The sequence below is a fragment of the Micromonospora sp. WMMA1947 genome, from assembly GCF_027497355.1.
Taxonomy (GTDB): Bacteria; Actinomycetota; Actinomycetes; order Mycobacteriales; family Micromonosporaceae; genus Micromonospora.
Window position 1 is genome coordinate 2,407,993 of the sequence record NZ_CP114909.1, and the last position, 19,681, is coordinate 2,427,673.

At 73.6% G+C, this 19,681-nt stretch carries 17 protein-coding genes and 1 riboswitch; of the genes, 9 read left to right on the forward strand and 8 right to left on the reverse strand.

From position 1 onward, the window contains the following. Positions 1 to 29 precede the first annotated feature (29 nt). Genes O7604_RS11610 through O7604_RS11630 form a run of 5 tightly spaced genes read right to left on the reverse strand, consistent with a single transcriptional unit; the run spans position 30 to position 5,621 of the window. Positions 30 to 791: an ATP/GTP-binding protein gene (locus O7604_RS11610; protein ID WP_269703771.1), complete on the reverse strand. Its 762-nt coding sequence runs from the start codon at positions 789 to 791 to the stop codon at positions 30 to 32. Then, on the reverse strand, positions 769 to 1,218 hold the full coding sequence (locus tag O7604_RS11615; RefSeq protein WP_269703772.1) for a DUF742 domain-containing protein: 450 nt from the start codon (positions 1,216 to 1,218) through the stop codon (positions 769 to 771). The genes O7604_RS11610 and O7604_RS11615 overlap by 23 nt, the downstream gene beginning before the upstream one ends. Continuing rightward, a complete protein-coding gene (locus O7604_RS11620; RefSeq protein WP_013288866.1) occupies positions 1,215 to 1,679 on the reverse strand; it encodes a roadblock/LC7 domain-containing protein in 465 nt (154 codons plus the stop codon). Before O7604_RS11620 ends, O7604_RS11615 begins: the two co-directional genes overlap by 4 nt. Beyond that, positions 1,676 to 4,453 (reverse strand): nitrate- and nitrite sensing domain-containing protein, encoded by a 2,778-nt coding sequence (locus tag O7604_RS11625; protein WP_281579626.1) that lies wholly within the window; start codon positions 4,451 to 4,453, stop codon positions 1,676 to 1,678. Before O7604_RS11625 ends, O7604_RS11620 begins: the two co-directional genes overlap by 4 nt. Further along, positions 4,440 to 5,621 (reverse strand): hypothetical protein, encoded by a 1,182-nt coding sequence (locus O7604_RS11630; RefSeq protein WP_281579627.1) that lies wholly within the window; start codon positions 5,619 to 5,621, stop codon positions 4,440 to 4,442. Before O7604_RS11630 ends, O7604_RS11625 begins: the two co-directional genes overlap by 14 nt. 372 nt (positions 5,622 to 5,993) lie before the next feature. Between O7604_RS11630 and O7604_RS11635 the strand changes: the two genes are divergently transcribed. From O7604_RS11635 to O7604_RS11645, 3 genes are all read left to right on the forward strand, one after another. After that, the gene (locus O7604_RS11635) at positions 5,994 to 8,858 is read left to right on the forward strand and encodes an alpha/beta fold hydrolase (protein WP_281579628.1); all 2,865 of its coding nucleotides are present in this window, start codon (positions 5,994 to 5,996) and stop codon (positions 8,856 to 8,858) included. Next, the gene (locus O7604_RS11640; protein WP_269703777.1) at positions 8,858 to 9,775 is read left to right on the forward strand and encodes an ABC transporter permease subunit; all 918 of its coding nucleotides are present in this window, start codon (positions 8,858 to 8,860) and stop codon (positions 9,773 to 9,775) included. Before O7604_RS11635 ends, O7604_RS11640 begins: the two co-directional genes overlap by 1 nt. Before the next feature lie 152 nt (positions 9,776 to 9,927). Beyond that, positions 9,928 to 10,374: a DoxX family protein gene (locus tag O7604_RS11645; protein WP_281579629.1), complete on the forward strand. Its 447-nt coding sequence runs from the start codon at positions 9,928 to 9,930 to the stop codon at positions 10,372 to 10,374. 57 nt (positions 10,375 to 10,431) lie between these two features. Here O7604_RS11645 and O7604_RS11650 read toward each other — a convergent pair whose 3' ends face one another. Then, positions 10,432 to 11,082 (reverse strand): DUF4232 domain-containing protein, encoded by a 651-nt coding sequence (locus tag O7604_RS11650; protein WP_281579630.1) that lies wholly within the window; start codon positions 11,080 to 11,082, stop codon positions 10,432 to 10,434. A gap of 7 nt (positions 11,083 to 11,089) precedes the next feature. Continuing rightward, a complete protein-coding gene (locus O7604_RS11655; RefSeq protein WP_269703783.1) occupies positions 11,090 to 11,398 on the reverse strand; it encodes a metalloregulator ArsR/SmtB family transcription factor in 309 nt (102 codons plus the stop codon). A gap of 89 nt (positions 11,399 to 11,487) precedes the next feature. On the opposite strand from O7604_RS11655, the gene O7604_RS11660 reads away from it, so the two are divergent. From O7604_RS11660 to paaN, 4 genes are all read left to right on the forward strand, one after another. Continuing rightward, positions 11,488 to 12,507 carry a DMT family transporter gene (locus O7604_RS11660; protein ID WP_281579631.1) on the forward strand — a complete coding sequence of 340 codons (1,020 nt, stop codon included), beginning with the start codon at positions 11,488 to 11,490 and terminating at the stop codon, positions 12,505 to 12,507. 20 nt (positions 12,508 to 12,527) lie between these two features. Beyond that, a riboswitch (SAM riboswitch) is annotated at positions 12,528 to 12,660 on the forward strand. A 12-nt stretch (positions 12,661 to 12,672) separates the two neighbouring features. Continuing rightward, positions 12,673 to 13,962, forward strand: a complete 1,290-nt coding sequence (gene thrC, locus O7604_RS11665; protein ID WP_269703787.1) for a threonine synthase — start codon at positions 12,673 to 12,675, stop codon at positions 13,960 to 13,962. 297 nt (positions 13,963 to 14,259) lie between these two features. After that, positions 14,260 to 15,279, forward strand: a complete 1,020-nt coding sequence (locus O7604_RS11670; RefSeq protein ID WP_281579632.1) for a GNAT family N-acetyltransferase — start codon at positions 14,260 to 14,262, stop codon at positions 15,277 to 15,279. Positions 15,280 to 15,331: 52 nt separating this feature from the next. Next, positions 15,332 to 17,005 carry a phenylacetic acid degradation protein PaaN gene (paaN, locus tag O7604_RS11675; RefSeq protein ID WP_281579633.1) on the forward strand — a complete coding sequence of 558 codons (1,674 nt, stop codon included), beginning with the start codon at positions 15,332 to 15,334 and terminating at the stop codon, positions 17,003 to 17,005. A 73-nt stretch (positions 17,006 to 17,078) separates the two neighbouring features. Here the strand turns inward: paaN and O7604_RS11680 are convergent, their stop codons facing one another. Next, complete coding sequence (locus tag O7604_RS11680) at positions 17,079 to 17,594, reverse strand: GNAT family N-acetyltransferase (protein WP_281579634.1); 516 nt, start codon at positions 17,592 to 17,594, stop codon at positions 17,079 to 17,081. A 218-nt stretch (positions 17,595 to 17,812) separates the two neighbouring features. Here O7604_RS11680 and O7604_RS11685 point away from each other — a divergent pair, with 218 nt between their 5' ends. Both O7604_RS11685 and O7604_RS11690 read left to right on the forward strand, forming a co-directional pair. Then, positions 17,813 to 18,016, forward strand: coding sequence for a cold-shock protein (locus O7604_RS11685; protein WP_013288855.1), 204 nt, complete (start codon positions 17,813 to 17,815; stop codon positions 18,014 to 18,016). A 289-nt stretch (positions 18,017 to 18,305) separates the two neighbouring features. Continuing rightward, complete coding sequence (locus O7604_RS11690) at positions 18,306 to 19,547, forward strand: hypothetical protein (protein ID WP_281579635.1); 1,242 nt, start codon at positions 18,306 to 18,308, stop codon at positions 19,545 to 19,547. Positions 19,548 to 19,681: the final 134 nt, after the last annotated feature.

The window sequence follows — 19,681 nt, forward strand, 5'->3', positions numbered from 1 at the left end:
AGACAACGGATCGAAACGACTGCCAGTTCTCAGCCTGCCCGGGATCGGGTGGCCCGGTCCAGCGCGCGGTCCAGGACGACGAGCAGGGCGTCCCGCACCGAGAGGCGGTCCCGGGCGTCGAACTGCACCAGCGGTACGTGCTCGGCGATCGCCAGCGCCCAGCGGATCGACGGCAGGTCCAGGGCCAGCCGGCCGTCGAAGGCGTTGACGCCCACCGCGAACGGCAGCCCGGACCGCTCGAAGAAGTCGATCGCCGGGTAGCAGTCGTCGAGCCGGGCGCTGTCCACCACCACGAGCGCGCCGAGCGCGCCCCGGGCCAGGTCGTCCCACATGAACCCGAAGCGCGCCTGGCCCGGCGTACCGAAGAGGTAGAGCTTCAGGCTGCGGTCGATGGTCACGCAGCCGAAGTCCATGGCCACGGTGGTGGTGGTCTTCCCGTCGACCCCGCCCGGGTCGTCGATGCCGATGCCGGCGGTGGTCATCTCCGCCTCGGTGGTCAGCGGCGCGATCTCGGAGATCGCGCCGACGGTGGTGGTCTTGCCGACCCCGAAGCCGCCGGCGATGAGGATCTTGACCGGGATCGGCGGCCGGGGCGCCGGCACCCGGCTGACGATCGGAGCCGGTTCGGCCGGCGGCGCGCCGGGCGGCAGGTACGGCAGCGGCGGGGTGGGCGGGGGCGGCGTGGCCCGGCCGATGAGCGGCGCCGGGCCGCCGTAGCGGCTCGGGGCGCTGTTCGCGGCCGGACCGCCCGTGGCGGCCGCCGGCCATTCAGGAGATCGCACGAAGTCCATCAATCACTCGCAGGATGATGTCGGGATCGAGGGCGTCGTCGACGTCCGCGACGTGCACGTCGAGATGGCCGGCGGCCCGGAGGTCGCCGACCAGCACCCGGGTCACCCCGAAGTGCATCCGGGTCCGGGCGGAGATCTCGGCCACCGAGACAGGCTCGGCGCAGATCGCGACGATCGCCGCCAGTTCCGGGGCCAACCGGGCGGTCACCGCCCACGATGTGCTGCCCGGACGAGCGGTGACCTGGGTCTCCAGGCCGATCGCCGGGTCGCCGTCCACCCGTCCGGAGGTCAGCACGAAGGGGCGTGGGCCGGTCGGCTCCCCGTCGCCCGCGTCCGGCTCCGGCGCCGGAGCGGACGCGTTCAGGAAGGGGCGGATCCGGACGCCGGGCTCCGGCTCCGGGTCCGCGCCGGCGGCCCCTGGGATCATTGCTGTACGGCGTTCTTCAGTTCGGCTATCAGGCGCGGACTCAGGGCACCGCCGGCGCGGCCGGCGAACAGCGTCATCTCGTACGCCACGGTGCCCAGGTTCGCCGTGCGGTCGGCGACGACGCCGAGTACCGAGCCGCTGCTGATCGCGCTGATCAGCAGGTATCCCTCGGCCATGTCGACGATCACCCGGTTGAGCGCGCCTAGTGCGTACCAGCTCGCGGCACCGCCGGCGAGGCTCGTCATGCCGGAGACCACCGCGGCGAGTCGTTCCGCGTTGGACCGGTCCTTGATCGCGGACATGGCCATCAGCAGCCCGTCCGAGGAGACCGCGATCGCCTCCATCACCCCGGCGGTGCTGGAGGTGAACGAGTCGAGCAGCCAGTTGAAGGTGCGTGCCTCGGGACTGAGGTCCCCTGTGGTGCTCTGTTCGACGTTCTCGTGGAGGAAGGGGCTGGTCACCGTGATGGGTCCTCTTCGTAGCGGCGGTCGGTACTGACTTCGCGCAGAGCACGGGCGACGCCCGCCTCGAACTCGCTGATCCGGTTGCGGACCTCGACGGGGTCGCCGGGGTCGGAACTGGTGGGTGGCACGGACTGGGTCGGTGCCACGGACAGGTTCGCGCCCGGCACTCGGCGGCTGAGCCGGGGCCGTTCCGCCGCCGGGGGCGTGGGATCGACCGCGCCCTCGGCCCGTCGTACGCCGTCCTGGAACGCCTCGACCAGTGCTCGGACGCTCGACGGATCCGCCGGTACGCCGATCAGCGGCCCGCCGGTGGCCGGTCCGGCCGGACCGGCGGGTGGGGCAGGTGGAGCAGGTGGGGCGGCCGGCAGGTTCGCGCCGGGTACCCGTTGCCGGATCGGCGACCGGGTACCGGGCCGGCCGGCGGGCGGGCCGACCGGGTTGGGTCCGGTCGGCGCCGGCACGGCGGCCGGCCCGGCCGGTGCGGGCGGGCGGGCGGCACCGGGCGGCGGCGCGAGCGCCGGACGGTGCTGCGGCGCGACCCCCGGACCGTGCTGCGGTGCGAGCGCCGGACGGGTGGCCGGCGGTGACAGGGTCGGGCCGGTCGCCGGCCCGGCGGCCGGGGGAGCGGCCGGGGCCGGGCCGGCGACCGGGGTCGGCGGGGCGAGGTGCGCGGGACGCGCCGGCGGTACGGCCGACGGCGGCCAGGCCGGCGGCGGACCGCCCGCGCTCGGGCCGTGGTCCTCGGCGGGCTCCGCGGTGTCGGCCTGGTTGCCGAAGGCGTTCCACGGGTCGCCGCTGGACATGCTGCGGGTGGCCCGGCTGAGCAGTTCGGCGTCGAAGCCGGTCGGCGCCTCGGCGGCCGGTGGCTCCGGGGCGTGGGTGCCGGGCACGGCGGCCCGGCCGGCGCCGACGCCGACCGGCTCGGGCCGGCGGATCACGAGCGAGGCGCCCGGGATCTCCAGGGCCGCGGTGACGCCGCCACCAGGGGTGTGGCTGAGCCGGACGCTCCAGCCGTGCCGGCGGGCCAGCCGGCCGACCACGAACAGGCCGAGTACCTCGGTCGGGGCGAGGTCGAGGCGTTCCCGCCGGGTGAACCGGGCGTTCTCCTCGGCCATCCGGTCCCCGGTCAGGCCGATGCCGTGGTCGACCACGACCAGCCGGGCTCCGCCGTCGGTCAGCTCACCGGTCACCACCACGCGAGTGTGCGGCGGCGAGAACGAGGTGGCGTTCTCCATCAGCTCGGCGAGCGTCAGCACCAGGTCGCCGGCGATGGCGGGGGCCGCCGCCACGCCGGGCGGGACCTCCACGTCGACGCGGGTGTAGTCCTCGATCTCACCGAGCGCGAGCCGGACCACGTCGGCCAGCGGGACCGGCGCCACGTGACCGTCCGAGCCGGTGGCGCCGGAGAGCACCACCAGGCTGCCCGCGTTGCGGCGCAACCGGCTGGAGATGTGGTCCAGCCGGTAGAGGTGCTCCAGGCGGCCCGGGTCGGTCTCCTGCCGTTCCAGCCGGTCGATGAGCGCGATCTGGCGGCCGACCAGGTTCTGCGTACGCCGGCCGACGTGGCCGAACATCTGCGCCACGTTGCGCCGCCCGGCGACCTGCCGCTCGACCAGGCGGGCGGCGGTGTGCTGCACCCGGTCGAACGCGCGGGCCAGCTCGCCGATCTCGTCCCGGGCGCTGACCTCCACCGGGTCGAGGCGTACCGGGGGGACCGTTTCGGACTCGTCGTCGGCGACCCGGGTCAGCTCGGCCTCGGTGACCCGGGCGACCCGCTCGGCGGAGCGGGTCAGCCGGCTCAGCGGCCGGGCGACCGTCCGCGCCACAGTCATGCTCAGCAGCACCACGACGAGCAGGATGGCCGCCGCCGCCAGGCTGACCAGCCAGGCCGCGGTCAGGGCCTCCCGTTCCCGGGCGCGGGTCTCCGCGATGACGTCCGCGACGACCTTCTTCTCCACGAACTGGCCCAGCGTGATCATCGACCGGGCCGAGGGGAACAGCACGTCCAGCGGCACCGGCGCGATCGCTCCGACCGGGTCCCGGAGGCTGTCCACCAGGAACGTCGGGCTGGTCCGGGCGGCCACCGCCGCGTCGTCCAGCTCGGCCACCTTCAGCTGCTCGGGCGTGATCAGCTTGCGGAACCGCCGGTTGTCGACGTTGAGCCCCGCCATGCACGCCACGAACGACCGCGCCACCAGCGGATCGCCCGTCGCCTTGACCAGCACGATCTGGGTGGTGCACGAGCTCAGTGCCTCGTCGACGCGCAGCAGCGCGTCCAGGGCGAGCACCTGCCGTCCGGCCGCGGTGTCGGTGTCCACCTGGAAGGGCAGCCGCAACGCGTCGATCAGGGCGGTGTCGACCTCGCCGAACACGGTCAGGATCTGCTGCGGCGTGGCCCGGCCGGCGAGCGTGGCGTTCCGGACGTCCTCCAGCCGGCGTACCCCGTCGAGGCTCTCCCGGACCGGCGCGGGCAGCGACTCGGCGCGTAGGTCGGCGACCCGGTCGTCGACGGTGGCCGACTTCTGGATCAGCTCGGTGCGGCTCACCCGCCCGAGCAGCAGACCGACCGAGAGCAGGCGTTCCTGCTGCATGTCCTGGACCAGGCTGCCGACCCGGCTGGCGATGCGGACGGTCTCGGCGGTGTCGGCGGCCCGCTGGGCCGTGGACACCCGGTCGATGACGACCGGTACGGCCAGCCCGACCATGCTGAGCAGGGGGATGATCACCAGCAGGGCGAGCTTGCCCCGGATGCGTAACTTACCGAGCAGCATCGAACGGCCTCCACCGATCGGCGTCGCCACCGTGTCCCACCGCGACCGGCTGGCGGTCGGCGTCGGACGCGGCGGGCGGCGGGGCGGCGTGGACGGTCGGCGCCGGTCCGGCAGCGGCCGGCTCCCGTCCGGTCGGTGCGGTGCCCCGGGACCGGTCCCGGCGCGCCGCGACCACATGCAGCGCCACGATCCCGGCGATCAGCGCCACCGCCGCCCCGGCGGCGATCCGGCCGAGCAGCCGGTCCCGCTCGAGGGCCTCGAGCCGTTCTCTCAGCAGCTTGTCGAGCTGGTCGAGGATGACGGTGCGGAGCTGCTTGGCGGCGTTCTGCGCGCTGAGCCCGGCGCGGGTGAGCTGGTCGGTGCCCGGGGCGGACCGGCCGGCGCCGGGCGCCGAGTAGACCGAGAACGTCTCGAGTGAACGCTGGTAGGTGTCCAGCGGGGTGAGCACGTTGGCGCCCAGTTCGGTGCTCTCCGAGTTGTCCACCGCCGACCGCAGGTCCGCGACCAGGTCGGTGGCGGGGCCGAGCGCGGCGACCCGCAGTTCGGCCAGCTCCGCGCCCGTCCGCGCGCGGTCGGCGGCGGGGCGCTTGGCGGACAGCCGGGCCAGGTCGACGAGGCGGCCGGCCAGCACCGTCGCGGTGGGCAGGTCCCCACCGATGCCGTCCTGGAGGAAGAACGAGTCGGAGCGGGGGTCGCGGATCAGGCCGGAACTCTCCCGCACCTTGCGGTAGAGCGCCAGGAGCAGGTCGGACGCCTCGCCGTAGGCCCGGTACGCCGACTCGGCGTCACCGAACCCGCGGTCCGGCAGCGCCTCCAGCTTGGCCCGCAGCCCGGCCCAGCGCTCGTGGGTGCGCAGTTCGTCGCCGACGGCGCTGTCCACCGCCGCGACGCCCTCGATGGCGGTGGCGAGCGAGGCCCGGGAGACGGCCCCCTCGGCGACGGCGATGGCCTGGGCCTCCACCAGGGAGTCGGTGATCGGCCCGAGGGCCCGCAGGTAGCGGACGCCGAGGCGTTCCCGGCTCACCAGGTCGTGGTCGTCGGCGTAGTCGCGTTCGGCCTGGACGAAGATCAGCCCGAGCGGGGCCAGCAACGCCAGCACCAGAACCAGGGCGAGCGTACGGCCCGGTACGGCGGGCCGCCGACGGACCCGCGGCGCGGGGACTGTCATGGTGTGTCTCCTCCGGCGACGGCGGGGCGATCGGTGCCCCGGGAGGTCGCCGTACGCAGTCCCGTGCACCGGACCGGAAAAGTAGCCGAACCGGACGCGGGTGAGACCTCGGCCGATGAGTCGGCTTCACGTCAGTCCATTTTGGGTGACCGTGTGTCAGGGCGAAAGGTACGTAGCGTGTGATCGTGTTGCCGAGAAATGACATCGACGATGGTTTGCGCCCTAGATGTGAATTCACATGATCCGAATTCGCCGCGCTGGGATGCTCTGGACCTTTGGCGGATGACGCACGCTACGCGACGAACGGTGCAACCGGACAGACGTACGGCGGATCTCAGCGAATGCTCAGCCGCCGGCCCGTACCGTGTGCGCATGAGATCAACCGCCGCGCGGCTCCGGCGCGCCCTGGCCGGCCGTCCGCGCCGCACCGTCGCCGCCGTGGTGGTGGTCGTCCTCGTCGCCGCCGCGCTGGTCTGGGCGGCCCGGCCGCAGGGCTCGGACTTCCGGACCGAGTCGGCGCTGGTGACCGTACGCTCCGGCCCTTCCGGGGACGAGCCGGTGGACCTGGACACCACGCTCTACCTGCCGGAGGGCGCCTCGTCGTCGAACCGGGTGCCGGCGGTGCTGCTGGCGCACGGCTTCGGCGGGACCAAGGACTCGGTCCGCTCCGACGCCGAGGACCTGGTGGCCCGCGGGTACGCGGTGCTCACCTGGACCGCCCGCGGCTTCGGGCGCAGCGGCGGCCAGATCCACCTGGACAACCCCGACTACGAGGTGCGGGACGCGCAGCGCCTGCTCGACCGGCTGGCGCAGCGGCCGGACATCCGCCTCGACGCGGCCGGCGACCCTCGGGTCGGTGTGGTCGGTGGCTCGTACGGCGGCGGCCTGGCGCTGCTGCTGGCCGCGCGGGACCAGCGGGTCGACGCGATCGTCCCGATGATCACCTGGAACGACCTGTCCCGCGCCTTCCTGCCGGAGAGCACCGGCCGGCAGCCCACCGACGGCGTGTTCAAGAAGGGCTGGGCCGGCATCTTCTTCGGTGGCGGCGGCAACGCCGGCTCCGGTCCGGCCGGGCTCTCCGGGGCCACCGCCGCCGCGCCGGAGGGCGCGCCCGAGTCCGCCGGTCCGCCGAGCCCGCAGCCGGGCGCCGGCCCGGGCACCGGCTCCGGTCGCGCGCCGGCCGGCGCCGCCGACCCGTCCTGCGGCCGCTTCGCCGCCGACGTCTGCGCCGCGTACCTGCGCATCGCCACCACCGGCCGGGCCGACGCGGCGGCGGTCGAACTGCTGCGCCGGTCGTCGCCGGCCGGAGTGCTGGACCGGATCAAGTCCCCGACGCTGCTGGTCCAGGGCGAGGCGGACACGCTGTTCCCGCTGGCCGAGGCGGACGCCAACGCCCGGGGCATCGCCGCGGCCGGCACGCCGGTGCGGGTCGCCTGGTTCACCGGCGGCCACGACGGTGGCTCCGGGCCCACCTCCGACTCGGACCGGGTGAAGTTCCTGACCGCGCAGTGGCTGGACCACTACGTCAAGGGCGACGGGGCGGCCCCCGGCGACACGTTCACGTTCTCCCGGATCGCCGGTTTCGACGCGCTCGACCGGGGCCTGGTGGCGACCGGCTTCCGCATCGCCGACTACCCCGGCCTGGCCGGGCAGGAGCGCCGCGAGGTGACGCTCGCCGGGCCGCCCCAGCCGGTCGCCGTACCGCCGAACGGCAACCCGGCGGCGATCTCCTCGGTGCCGTTCGCGGGCGCGCTCGGCTCGCTGCTCGACGGCGTGGCGGGGGACATCCCCGGCCAGCACGCGCGCTTCGAGTCGGCGCCGCTGGACGAGCCGGTCGACGTGGTGGGCGCGCCCACGGTGCGGATCAGGGCGGCCTCACCGACCGGTGAGGCGGTGCTGTTCGTGAAGCTCTACGACGTGGACCCGCAGGGCGCGTCCACGCTGCCGTCCGGCCTGGTCGCGCCGGTGCGCCTGACCGGCCTGCCGGCCACCGTCGAGGCGGCCACGCCGGTCACCGTCACGCTGCCGGGGATCGTCCGGCGGGTCGAGGCCGGGCACCGGCTGCGGCTCGTGGTGGCGACGTCGGACCAGGCGTACGCCTCGCCGGCCGAACCGGCGGTGCTCACCGTGGCGCTCGCGGACGGACCGCTCGCGCTGCCCACCGTCGACGCCACGCCGATCCCCACCACCGCCACGATCTGGCGCTGGGCGCTGGCCGGCCTGCTCGCCGTGATCGTGGCCGGGCTCGTCGTGGTCGTGCTGCTCACCCGCCGCCGGCACCGCCGCCAGGACGACTCCGTGCACCCGGAGTACGCGGGCGTCCCGCTCGCCGTGCGCAACCTGCGCAAGGAGTACGCGGACGGGTTCGTCGCGGTCTCCGACGTGGACTTCGAGGTGCACCCCGGTCAGGTGGTCGGCCTGCTCGGGCCCAACGGCGCGGGCAAGACGACCACGCTGCGGGTGCTGATGGGGCTGACCCAGCCCACCGCCGGGGAGATCTACGTCTTCGGTCACCGGCTGGTGCCGGGCTCACCGGTGCTGTCCCGGATCGGCGCGCTGGTCGAGGGGCCGGGCTTCCTGCCCCACCTGTCCGGCCTGGACAACCTGAAGGCGTACTGGCGGGCGACCGGGCGGCCGTGGGAGGACGCGCACTTCGACGAGGCGCTGGAGATCGCCGGCCTGGGTGACTCGGTGCACCGGCGGACGAAGAAGTACAGCCACGGCATGCGGCAGCGGCTGGCCATCGCCCAGGCCATGCTGGGCCTGCCCGAGCTGCTCGTGCTGGACGAGCCGACGGACGGGCTGGACCCGCCGCAGATCGCCGAGATGCGCCGGGTGCTCCAGCGCTACGCCACCGACGGCCGGGCGGTGCTGGTCTCCAGCCACCTGCTGGCCGAGGTGGAGCAGACCTGCACGCACGCGGTGGTGGTGAACAAGGGGCGGATCGTGGCGTCCGGCCCGGTGGAGGACATCGTCGGCGAGTCGCCGAGCGTGCTGTTCGAGGTGAGCGACCCGGACGCGGCGCGTACGGTGCTCGACCGGCTCGACGGCGTACGGGTGTTGCCCGACACCGAGGGCGGGCTGGTGGTCGACACGAACGGCACCGCCCGCAGCGAGGTGGTGGCCGAACTGGTCCGGGCCGGCATCGGGGTGGACCGGGTGGTGCCCCGGCGCCGCCTGGAGGACGCGTTCCTCGCCCTGGTGGGCCAGAACTCTCGGGGAAGCGGGGACCGGTGATGGCGGGTTCGTCTGTGGCATCGTCGCCTGGTGGCGGCACGTCCGGTACGGCGGCGCCGGGCCCCGGCGGCGCGGCGGCCGGTTACCGGCCCTCGGCCACGCTCCCGTTCGCGGCGGAGTTCCGGCGGCAGGCGTCGCGCCGGCGTACCCAGCTCGCGCTGGGCTTCATGGTGCTGCTGCCGCTGATCATCCTGGTGGCGTTCCAGTTCGACGCCGGGGACGACGACGGCGGCGGGCGGGGCGAGTTCTCCAGCCTGGCCGACCTGGCCACCTCGGGCGGGCTCAACTTTACCCTGTTCTCGATCCTGGTGTCCGCGTCGTTCCTGCTGGTCGTGGTGGTGGCGCTGTTCTGCGGCGACACGGTGGCGAGCGAGGCGAGCTGGGGCAGCCTGCGCTACCTGCTGGCGGTGCCGGTGCCCCGGGCCCGGCTGCTCGCGGTGAAGCTGGTCGTCGCGCTCGCGTACTCCGGACTGGCCCTGCTGTTGCTCGCCGGCACCGCGCTGCTCGCCGGCACGCTCCGGTACGGCTGGAAGCCGCTGAGCAGCCAGGTGTCGGCGGAGCTGGCCCCGGCCGACGGGTTGCTACGGCTGCTCGGCGTGCTCGGCTACCTGGCGGTCGTGCTGCTGGTGGTGGCCGGGCTGGCGTTCCTGCTGTCGGTGACCACCGATGCCGCGCTGGGCGCGGTCGGCGGGGCGGTGCTGCTCTGGATCCTGTCCAGCATCCTGGACCAGATCACCGCGTTGGGCGGGCTGCGGAACCTGCTGCCGACCCACTACAGCAGCGCCTGGCTGGGGTTGCTGTCGACGCCGATGCAGACCGACGACGTGGTCAAGGGCGCGTTCTCGGCGGTCGTCTACGCCACGTTGTTCTGGGGCGTGGCCTTCTGGCGTTTCACCCGTAAGGACGTCACGAGCTGAGGTGACCCGGGAGGGGGTCGCGTCAGCGGCGGCCCGGCCCATATCATGGGAGCGTTCCCATGCAATTGTCCCGCCTGCAAAGAAATCGATTAACATCGATACGTGTGATCGCCATCCTGGAGCCGTCAAACACTCGTCCCAGGAGGTCACACATGATCCCGACCCAGCTCAGCGGCCCTGTCCTGTCCCTGTTCCGCGTGGTGGTGGGGTTGCTGTTCCTATGCCACGGCGCGGCGTCGATATTCGGCGTCCTCGGCGGCAACCGAGGCTCCGGCGAGGCCGTCCCGTTCGCCACCTGGCCCGGCTGGTGGGCGGCGCTGATCCAGCTCGTGTGCGGCGCGCTGGTGCTCGTCGGCCTGTTCACCCGGCCGGCAGCGCTGCTCGCCTCCGGCTCGATGGCGTACGCGTACTTCGTGGTGCACCAGCCGCACCACCTGATGCCGATGCAGAACGGCGGCGAACTGGCCGCGCTCTTCTGCTGGTCGTTCCTGCTGGTCGCGGTGCTCGGCCCGGGGAACTGGGCGCTCGACGCGCTGCTGAACCGCCGGCGGGCCACCACGGCGGAGCCCACCGTGGCCCCGGCCTCGGTCCCGGTCTGAGTCGTCGCCCGCGCACCAGATCCCGGCCGGGACGCGCTCCCGTGCCGGGCTCTGGTGCTACAGCGGATTGACCGGCGGAGTCGTGGGCGACGGCGGGGCGGCCGGCGTGGGCGCGTCGGCGGACGGCTTGCTGCGCTTCCACGCGCTGACACCCAGCCGGCCGGTGTTGCCGAGGTCGATCGGCCCGCTCAGGGCGACCGGGTACGCCGGCCGGCCGCCGATCGGGGCGACGTCGAGTTCGGTGCCGTTCGTCGCCGGCACCGTCGCGTCGGTGACCAGGTTCCGCCAGATCAGTGCCGCGCCGGCCCGCTCGCCGGGGGCCAGCACGATCCGGGTGGGCGGGGCGTCGAAACCGGAGGTGATCGGCTTGGCGCCCGGGAGGATCCGCACCGTGACCGGGTCGCCGTCGGCGTCCCGGAGCGCGACCGCCGGATAGCCGCGCAGTTCGTACGGCCGGTCGCCGCAGTTGACCAGCTCCAGGCCCATCGCCCGCAGCCCCATCGCGGCGCTGACCCCGCGTTCGGTGATCGCGATGCCCTCCGGGGAGCAGGTGGCGGCGGGAGTCGGCTCGGCGGTGAGGGGGGCCGGTCGCGGCGGCGCCGTGGAAAGCGCGTCGGGCGGTCCGTCGGCAGGTCTCTGGGCGGGGGCGCAGGCGGCCATCAGCGTCACGCCGCTGAGGGCGCCGATCAGGAGCGCCGTTCTCCGCATCCGGCGATCATGCCACCCGGCCGCGCTCGGCGAGGACCGCGTCGAGCAGGCCCGGGTAGAGGCGGTCCAGCTCCTCGCGGCGCAGCCGTACGTAGCGGGTGGTGCCGGCGACCCGGGTGCGGGTCAGGCCGGCCTCCCGCAACACCTTGAGGTGGTGGCTGCGGGTGGCCTTGGAGACGCCGAACTCGAACGACCCGCAGGCGTGTTCCCCGCCCGGCGCGAGTGCGCGCACGATCTGCAGCCGGACGTCGTCGGCCAGCGCCGCCAGGACGGCGGTGACCGGCACCTCGCGCAGCTCGGGCTCGTGCAGCTCCATGTGACAACGATAACCCATGTTCGACAATCGTCGAACAAGTTCCTAGAGTCGGGGCGTTGGTTCGACGGTACTCGAACATAGGAGCTGCGATGCGTTCCCGTCACGCCACCCTCCCGATCTTCGCCGCGGTCAGCTGGGGCGTCATGTTCCCGGTGCTCGCCAGCGCGCTCACCCGCGTGGACGCGCTCAACCTGACCGCCGCCCGGTACGTGCTCGCCACCGCCGTGCTGCTCGCCCTCCTGCTGGCCCGCGAGGGGGTGGCCGCCCTGGCCACCCGGCGGCGCGGCCTCGAGGTGGTGCTCCTCGGCGCGCTCGGCTTCGCCGGGTTCAACACGCTGATGAACCTCGCCCTCGGCCACGCCGCGCCGCAGCAGATCGCGCTGTTCGCGGCCACCGTGCCGCTGGTCACCCAGTTCGTCCGCTGGGCGCGCGACGGCGTCCGCCCGCGTCCGGCGCTGCTCGGCATCTCCCTCGTCGCCCTGGCCGGTGTCGGCCTGGTGATCACCCGCGGCCGGCTCGACGGGCTGGGCCAGTTCGGCTGGGGCGGGCTGCTCATGATCGGCGCGGTGCTCGGCTGGGCGTTCTACACCCACGGCGCGAGCCGGTTCCCCGAGTGGTCCGCGCTGCGCTACACCACGCTGACCGCCGTCGCGGGCATGGTCGCGATGATCGGCGCCAGCGCCGTCGCCGACCTCACCGGACTCCAGCACGCGCCGTCCGCCGCCGACCTCGCCGCTGTCGCTCCCCAGCTCACGTACGCGGTGCTGATCGCCGCCGCCCTCGCGGTGCTGGCGTGGAACACCGGCGTCCGGCGGCTCGGCCCGGCCAACGCCGCGCTGTTCATGAACCTGGTGCCGGTGGCCACGTTCGCGGTGCAGATCGTGCGCGGGTACCGGCCGGTCGCGGTGGAGCTGGTGGGTGCCGGGCTGACCGTCGCCGCCCTGGTGGCGGCGAACCTCGTCACCCGTACCCCCTCGGCAGCGGTGACCACGACGGCGCCGGACCCGGTCGCGGCCGGCCCGCGGTGGTGGACCCGGTCGCGGTGGTCGGACGTTGAGCCGGCCCACACCGTGGGATCCCGAGGTGGCGCGGCCGTGAGCAGCGCATAGACTCGGCGGCACAACTGAATACCTCATCCAGAGGGGCTGAGGGATACGGCCCGACGACGCCCCGGCAACCACCCGCACGCTCGACGACGAGCGACAGCGGGCAGGTGCCAATTCCGTCCCCGCCGCACCCGGCGATGCGGGGAAAGATGAGAGGAACTCCTCGACATGACGTCGACGCTTCCCGTCGCCACCGGTATCGACACCACCCTCAGCCCGGCCCGCGCCCTGGTCTGCCGTGCCTGTTCGGCGCGCTACCCGCTGGCCGCCCAGCACGCCTGCTACGAGTGTTTTGGGCCGCTGGAGGTGGACTACGACACCGCCGCCCTGGCCACCGTCACCCGTGAGCAGATCGAGGCCGGTCCGGCGAACATCTGGCGGTACGCCGCACTGCTGCCCGCCGGTCAGGACCCGGCCACCCGCGTCACGCTCGACCCGGGGCTGACCCCGCTCGTCGCCGCCCCGAACCTCGCGGCCGAGCTGGGGCTGAGCGCGCCGCTCTGGGTCAAGGACGACAGCGCGAACCCCACCCACTCGTTCAAGGACCGGGTGGTCTCGGTCGCGCTCACGGCGGCCCGGGCGCTCGGCTTCAGCCGCTACGCCTGCGCCTCCACCGGCAACCTCGCCAACTCCGTCGCCGCGCACGCCGCCCGGGCCGGCGTGCCGTCGATCGTCTTCATCCCCGGCGACCTGGAGCAGGGCAAGGTCGTCACCACCGCCGTCTACGGCGGTGACCTGGTCGCCATCGACGGCTCGTACGACGACGTGAACCGGCTCTGCGGCGAGTTGGTGGAGACCGACGAGTTCGAGGACACCGCGTTCGTCAACGTCAACGTGCGGCCCTACTACGCGGAGGGCTCCAAGACGCTCGGCTACGAGGTGGCCGAGCAGCTCGGCTGGCGGATCCCGGCCCAGGTGGTCATCCCGATGGCCAGTGGCGAGCTGCTCACCAAGATCGACAAGGCGTTCACCGAGCTGGTCGAGATCGGGCTGGTCGAGGCGCCGGCCGGTGGCTGGAAGGTGTTCGGCGCGCAGTCGGCCGGCTGCAACCCGATCGCCACCGCGCTGCACGGCGACACCGACACGATCACGCCGGTCAAGCCGACCGGCATCGCCAAGTCGCTGAACATCGGCGACCCGGCCGCCGGGCTGTACGCGCTGGAGGCGGTGCGCCGCACCGGCGGCTGGATGGACTACGCCGACGACGACGAGATCCGCGAGGGCATCCGGCTGCTCGCCCGTACCACCGGGGTGTTCGCCGAGACGGCGGGCGGCGTGACGGTGGCGGTCCTGCGCAAGCTGCTGAAGTCCGGCCGGCTCGACCCGTCCGCCGAGACGGTCGTGTTCAACACCGGCGAGGGCCTGAAGACGCTGGACGCGGTGGCCACCCAGGTCGGGCCGACCCACCGCATCAAGCCTTCCCTCCGCGCCGCCCGGGACGCCGGCCTGCTGTCCTGACCCGGAGCCGGCACCTCGGCCGGGTGGAGGAGGCGGGCTCGCCCGGGTGGGGGATCGGGCGGGACCGGTGGGTAACCGGTGATGTGCGGTGAGTGCCAGAAAACCACCCTCAAGGACTTGACGGCAGGAACCGGACGGCGCAAGATGCTTCGTGCGGGAGGGCATCCGCCGGAGACTTTTCAAGTTCTTGCGACCCAACGCCGGAGGCGTTGTGCGGACGTCCCTCCCGACCAACGTCCGAAGAGGCCAGCGGAAAACCGCTGGCCTCTTCGCTGTGTCCGGCGCACCCTCGGTGACATGACGCTGACCGTGACGCCGCTGGACCCCACCGACCGGCAGACGCTCGACGCGGTGTACGGCATCGCGTGCGCCGCGCAGGCCGTCGACGAGCCCGACCTGCCCGACCCCTGCCGCCGGCGGTTCGAGGCGCTGCTGTCGCACCCGATGCCCGGCATCGAGGGACGCTGGCTCGTCGCCCGCCTCGACGGGACGCCGGTCGGCTGGCTCCGGCTGCACCTGCACACGATCGAGAACACCGAGAACGCGACCGTCGAACTGACCGTCGACCCGGCGTACCGGCGGCGCGGCATCGGCCGCGTGCTGCACGAGCACGGCGTGCGGCTGCTCCGCGAGCACGGCGGCAAACGCCTTGTCGGCTCGACCACCGCCGCCCTGCCCGGCGAGGAGGATCGGGTCTTCCCCGGCGCCGCGTTCGCCGCCGCCATGGGCGCCAAACCGGCGCTGGCCGACGTCCGCCGTCGCCTCGACGTGGCCGGACTCGACCGTGACCGACTCGCCGCGCTGCTGGCCGAGGCCCGCGCCGCGGCGACCGGATACCGGCCGGTGCGGTGGCGCGACCACACCCCCGAGGAGTACGTCGCGGACGTCGCCCGCCTCCAGGGCCGGCTGCTGCTCGACGCGCCCATGGGTGAGCTGGACTGGGAGCCGGAGCAGGTGGACGCGGCGCGGGTGCGGGACGCGGAGCGGGCGCTCGATGCCCGGGGCGTACGCCGCTACAACACCGGGGTGGTGCACGAGGCGTCCGGCCGGCTGGTCGGCTGGACCCAGCTCGCCCTGGACGCGGGCAGCACCGGCCACGCCTGGCAGGAGATCACCATCGTCGACCCCGGCCACCGCGGCCACCGGCTCGGCCTGCTCTGCAAGGCCGAGAACCTGGAGTACGCGCTGGCGCACGAACCGGCGTTGTGGGCCGTCGACACCTGGAACGCTGTTGCGAACCGGCACATGGTCGCGATCAACGAGCAACTCGGGTTCCGCCCGGCCGCCGGGTCCGTCGACTGGCAGTTGACGATCTGAGTTGTGACACGCCCCTACTGATCTGGTGCCTTTCTGTTGCATGATGGCGGGCATGACGGAGACCCCGCACCCCCTGTACGACAGGCACCGCGAGACCCTCGACCGGGCGCTGACCGCCATCGCGGAGCGCGGGTACTGGTCGGCCTACCCCGAGTCGCCCAGCCCTCGGGTGTACGGCGAGACCGCCGCCGCCGACGGCAAGGCCACCTTCGAGGCGTACCTGGGCGGGGACTTCCCGCTCGACCAGGCCGGTGACGGCGCCACCGTGGCCACCGAGGTCAGCCCGTTCGGGGTGACGCTGGACGTGCGCTACCCGCACGCGGGCGCCGACCAGTTGGTGTCCGCCGCGAGCACGGCGCTGCCCGCCTGGCGGGACGCCGGCCCGCAGACCCGGGTCGGTGTCTGCCTGGAGATCCTGGACCGGCTGCACAAGAACATCTTCGAGCTGGCGAACGCGGTGCAGTTCACCAGCGGTCAGGCGTTCGTGATGGCGTTCCAGGCCGGTGGCGCGCACGCGCTGGACCGCGCGCTGGAGGCGGTCGCCTACGCGTACGCCGAGATGAGCCGCCACCCGGGGACCGCCGGGTGGGAGAAGGCCGCCGGCAAGGGCGACCCGCTGCGGATGACCAAGACGTTCCACGTGGTGCCGCGCGGGGTCGCGCTGGTCATCGGCTGCAACACGTTCCCGACCTGGAACTCGTACCCCGGTCTGTTCGCCTCGCTGGCCACCGGCAACCCGGTGGTGGTGAAGCCGCACCCGCGCGCGGTGCTGCCGCTGGCGATCACGGTGAAGTACGCCCGTCAGGTGCTCGCCGAGGCCGGGTTCGACCCGAACCTGGTGCAGCTCGCCCCAGAGACCGACGGCGAGAAGCTGGCCACCACGCTGGCCCTGCACCCGGCCGTCAAGATCGTCGACTTCACCGGCTCCACCGAGTACGGCGACTGGCTGGAGGCGAACGCCCGGCAGGCCGCCGTCTACACCGAGAAGGCCGGCCTGAACACGGTGGTGATCGACTCCACCGACGACTTCGCCGGGCTCTGCCGCAACCTCGGCTTCACGCTGACGCTGTACAGCGGGCAGATGTGCACCACCTCGCAGAACCTGCTCATCCCGCGCGACGGCATCTCGACCGACCAGGGGCACAAGAGCTTCGACGAGGTGGCCGCCGGGATCGCCGGCGCGGTCGCCAAGCTGACCGCCGACCCGGCTCGGGGCGTCGAGCTGACCGGCGCGATCGTCAACGACGGCGTGCTGGAGCGGCTGGACGAGGTCACCAAGGTCGGCGAGCCGGTGCTGGAGTCGCGCACCGTCGAGCACCCGTCGTTCCCCGGCGCGGTGGTGCGTACGCCGACGGTGGTGAAGCTGGACGCCTCCGACACCGCCACGTACTCGCGGGAGTGGTTCGGGCCGATCTCGTTCGCCATCGCCACCGACTCGACCGAGCACAGCCTGCGCATCCTGCGCGAGACGGTGGGGGAGAAGGGCGCGCTCACAGCGGGCGTCTACTCCACCGACGAGGCGGTGCTGGACGAGGCCGAGAAGGCGGCGATCGACGCCGGCGTGCACCTGTCCTGCAACCTGACCGGCGGTGTCTTCGTCAACCAGTCGGCCGCGTTCTCCGACTTCCACGGCTCCGGCGCGAACGCGGCGGCCAACTCGGCGCTGACCGACGGCGCGTACGTGGCCAACCGGTTCCGGATCGTGCAGAGCCGCCGCCACGCCTGAAAGGAGGGGCCCCTTCTTAACGCCTCCGGTAGAGGAGGGGCCCCTTCTTAACGCCGCTCAACGCCGCGCCGGCTCAGGCGGACCGGCGCATCTGGAGTTCGTGCAGGCCGGTGATCCGGGGGTGCGGCACCCGTACGCCGGTGTCCACGAAGCCCAGCTTCTGATACGCCCGGTAGGCGCGTTCGTTGCCGACCACGACCTCCATCATCAGCTCGGGCCGTCCGCAGGCGCGCGACCAGGCGGCCACCTCGTCGACGAGCGCCGCCAGCAGGCCGGTGCCCCGCCGGGCCGGGGTCACGTAGACCGCGTAGACGAGCGTCAGGCCCGGCTCGTTCGGTGCGGCGATGCCGCCGGCGTGGCCCACCAGACGGCCGCCCGGGTCGGCCACGAACTGCGCGGTGTGGTCGCCCCGGGAGACGGCCGCGACCCGGGCCGCGTACTCCGCGTGCGGCAGGGCGGCGGCCTCGGCCACCGTCTCCAGGAACGCCAGCGGGGAGTCGGCCAGCATCTCCAGCCGGAGCGCCCGCATCCGGGCGGCGTCCGCCGGCCGGACCCGGCGGACGGTGGTCGTGGTGGTCGCGCTGGTCATGCCGCATGCATACCGGACGGCCCGCCGAGGGTGTGCGACAGGCCCGGGTACGCCCCGGAATATGCCCGATTTGTGGTCGTGCGCCGCCGTCACGCCTCGTGTAGCGTGCGATTTCGGTCACTGAATTCAGCGTCACCTATCGCTGAACCGGTGCGCCGCCGGTGCCGGTCCGCCGGTCTCCGGGTGTTGGAACGCCGCGCAGAGTGAGGAAGTGCACCGTGGCACAGGGCACCGTGAAGTGGTTCAACGCCGAAAAGGGCTACGGCTTCATCGCCGTCGACGGCGGGCAGGACGTCTTCGTCCACTTCTCCGCGATCGAGATGGACGGCTACAAGGCGCTGGACGACGGCCAGCGGGTCGAGTTCGAGATCGCGCAGGGGCAGAAGGGTCCGCAGGCCGAGCGGGTCCGCGTCATCGCCTGACCCGCGGCGGGCGGTGCTCCCGCGGCCGGACCCGGACCGGGGGCTGCGGTGCGGTCCACCACCATGGAAGATCATGAGCCGTTCCAGCCGTAGTCGCTGAGGAGGGCCCATGTCCGATCTGCCCCCGTCGGGTGCCACCGAGCCGGCGGCGTCCGGCCCTCCGGCCGACCCGACCGCACCCCCGCCTCCTGCCGCCGATCCGGCATCAGGGCCGTCGGGGACCACCGGAGGGGCCACGCCCGGCTCCGGCGCGTCCGGCGTTGACCCGTGGGCCGGTCACACCGGCCCCGTGCCGATCGTGCCTGCCCAGCCGGGGTACGACAGCCCGCAGCCCGGCGCCCCGACCGCGGCCGGCCAACCCGCCTGGGGCGCCCCGCCCGGCTCGCACGCGCCGGGCCCCCCACCGCACGGCTCGAACGCCCCGGGCACGCCAGCACAGGGCTGGACCGCGCCCGGTACTCCGCCGCAGGGCTGGACCGCGCCGGGCACCCCACCGCACGGCTCGAGCGCGCCGGGTACTCCGCCGCACGGCTGGAACACGCCGGGAACCCCACCGCAGGGCTGGAATGCGCCGCCGGGCACCCCGCCCCCGGGCTGGGGCGGCCCCGCGTACCCGGGCTACCCGATTCCTGGCGCGGCGTACCCGATGCAGGCCGGTCCCGGCGCGTACGCCGGCTGGTTCCCCGGCATCGACCCGCAGGATCCGCTCGTCAACCCGCCGCACGCGGGCATCGGTCCCTGGTTCGCCCGCTGTACCGCCGCGCTGCGGCGCGGCTGGCGGCAGCTGCTGCCGATCGTGCTGCTCACCCAGGTGCTCCCGGCTTCGGTGATCGGAGTCCTCACGCTCGTCTTCAGCCCCGAGGGCGAGCTGGCGACCGCACCGGACGGCGCACCGGCGCTGCCGGCCGGCTTCTGGGGGCAGATGTTCGCCTTCTACGGCGTGCTCCTGGCCGCCGGGCTGGTCTTCGGCCTGCTCCAGGCGACGGGCTGGGCCGCCGGCACCTGGGTGGTCGCCCGTCAGGCGGCCGGTGAGCCGACCGGACTCGGCGCCGCCTTCCGGTACGGGATGCGCCGTGCCCTCGGCCTGTGGGGCTGGACCCTCCTGGTCTCGCTGCTGGCCATGCTCGGCACCTGTTTGTGCCTGCTGCCCGGCATCTACGTCACGTTCGCGCTGGCCCTGTTCGGCCCGGTCTACCTGTTCGAGCGGCGGGAGCCCATCGGGCGGGCGTGGCGGATGTTCCACAACCGTTTCGGCATGGTGCTGGGCCGGGTCGCGCTGGTGATCGCGGTGCTCCTCGCGGCGACGGTGCTCGACGCCGTGGTGGGCGCTATCAGCGGGGCGGCGTTCGGTGTCGAGCCGATGAACGCCGTCGGCACCGCGATCGGCGCCGTGGTGCTGGCCGTGTTCGGCGCCCTGCTGGCCACTCCGGCCTACCTGGCACAGCAGGTCGGGCTGGTCGTCACGTACGCCGAACAGCGTGCTCAGGAAGGCCCGGTGAACGCGGCCCGGCTGGCGGCGGAACTCGGCTGAGCGGGGCTGTCGTGCTTGCACTCGGATAGGGAGAGTGCTAAACAAGTCATTGGCACTCGCGTACGGTGAGTGCCAGAAGGTCGGGGCGGTAGGGCCACGGCCGCGCCGGTGTCCGAAGGGACGCCGGAGCGGTA

Bases quoted from the DNA above. Each gene is read 5' to 3' on its own strand.
- O7604_RS11610 (WP_269703771.1), bottom strand. From the start codon at position 791: ATGGACTTCGTGCGATCTCCTGAATGGCCGGCGGCCGCCACGGGCGGT.
- O7604_RS11615 (WP_269703772.1), bottom strand. From the start codon at position 1,218: ATGATCCCAGGGGCCGCCGGCGCGGACCCGGAGCCGGAGCCCGGCGTC.
- O7604_RS11625 (WP_281579626.1), bottom strand. From the start codon at position 4,453: ATGCTGCTCGGTAAGTTACGCATCCGGGGCAAGCTCGCCCTGCTGGTG.
- O7604_RS11630 (WP_281579627.1), bottom strand. From the start codon at position 5,621: ATGACAGTCCCCGCGCCGCGGGTCCGTCGGCGGCCCGCCGTACCGGGC.
- O7604_RS11635 (WP_281579628.1), top strand. From the start codon at position 5,994: ATGAGATCAACCGCCGCGCGGCTCCGGCGCGCCCTGGCCGGCCGTCCG.
- O7604_RS11640 (WP_269703777.1), top strand. From the start codon at position 8,858: ATGGCGGGTTCGTCTGTGGCATCGTCGCCTGGTGGCGGCACGTCCGGT.
- O7604_RS11645 (WP_281579629.1), top strand. From the start codon at position 9,928: ATGATCCCGACCCAGCTCAGCGGCCCTGTCCTGTCCCTGTTCCGCGTG.
- O7604_RS11650 (WP_281579630.1), bottom strand. From the start codon at position 11,082: ATGCGGAGAACGGCGCTCCTGATCGGCGCCCTCAGCGGCGTGACGCTG.
- O7604_RS11655 (WP_269703783.1), bottom strand. From the start codon at position 11,398: ATGGAGCTGCACGAGCCCGAGCTGCGCGAGGTGCCGGTCACCGCCGTC.
- O7604_RS11660 (WP_281579631.1), top strand. From the start codon at position 11,488: ATGCGTTCCCGTCACGCCACCCTCCCGATCTTCGCCGCGGTCAGCTGG.
- thrC (WP_269703787.1), top strand. From the start codon at position 12,673: ATGACGTCGACGCTTCCCGTCGCCACCGGTATCGACACCACCCTCAGC.
- O7604_RS11670 (WP_281579632.1), top strand. From the start codon at position 14,260: ATGACGCTGACCGTGACGCCGCTGGACCCCACCGACCGGCAGACGCTC.
- paaN (WP_281579633.1), top strand. From the start codon at position 15,332: ATGACGGAGACCCCGCACCCCCTGTACGACAGGCACCGCGAGACCCTC.
- O7604_RS11680 (WP_281579634.1), bottom strand. From the start codon at position 17,594: ATGACCAGCGCGACCACCACGACCACCGTCCGCCGGGTCCGGCCGGCG.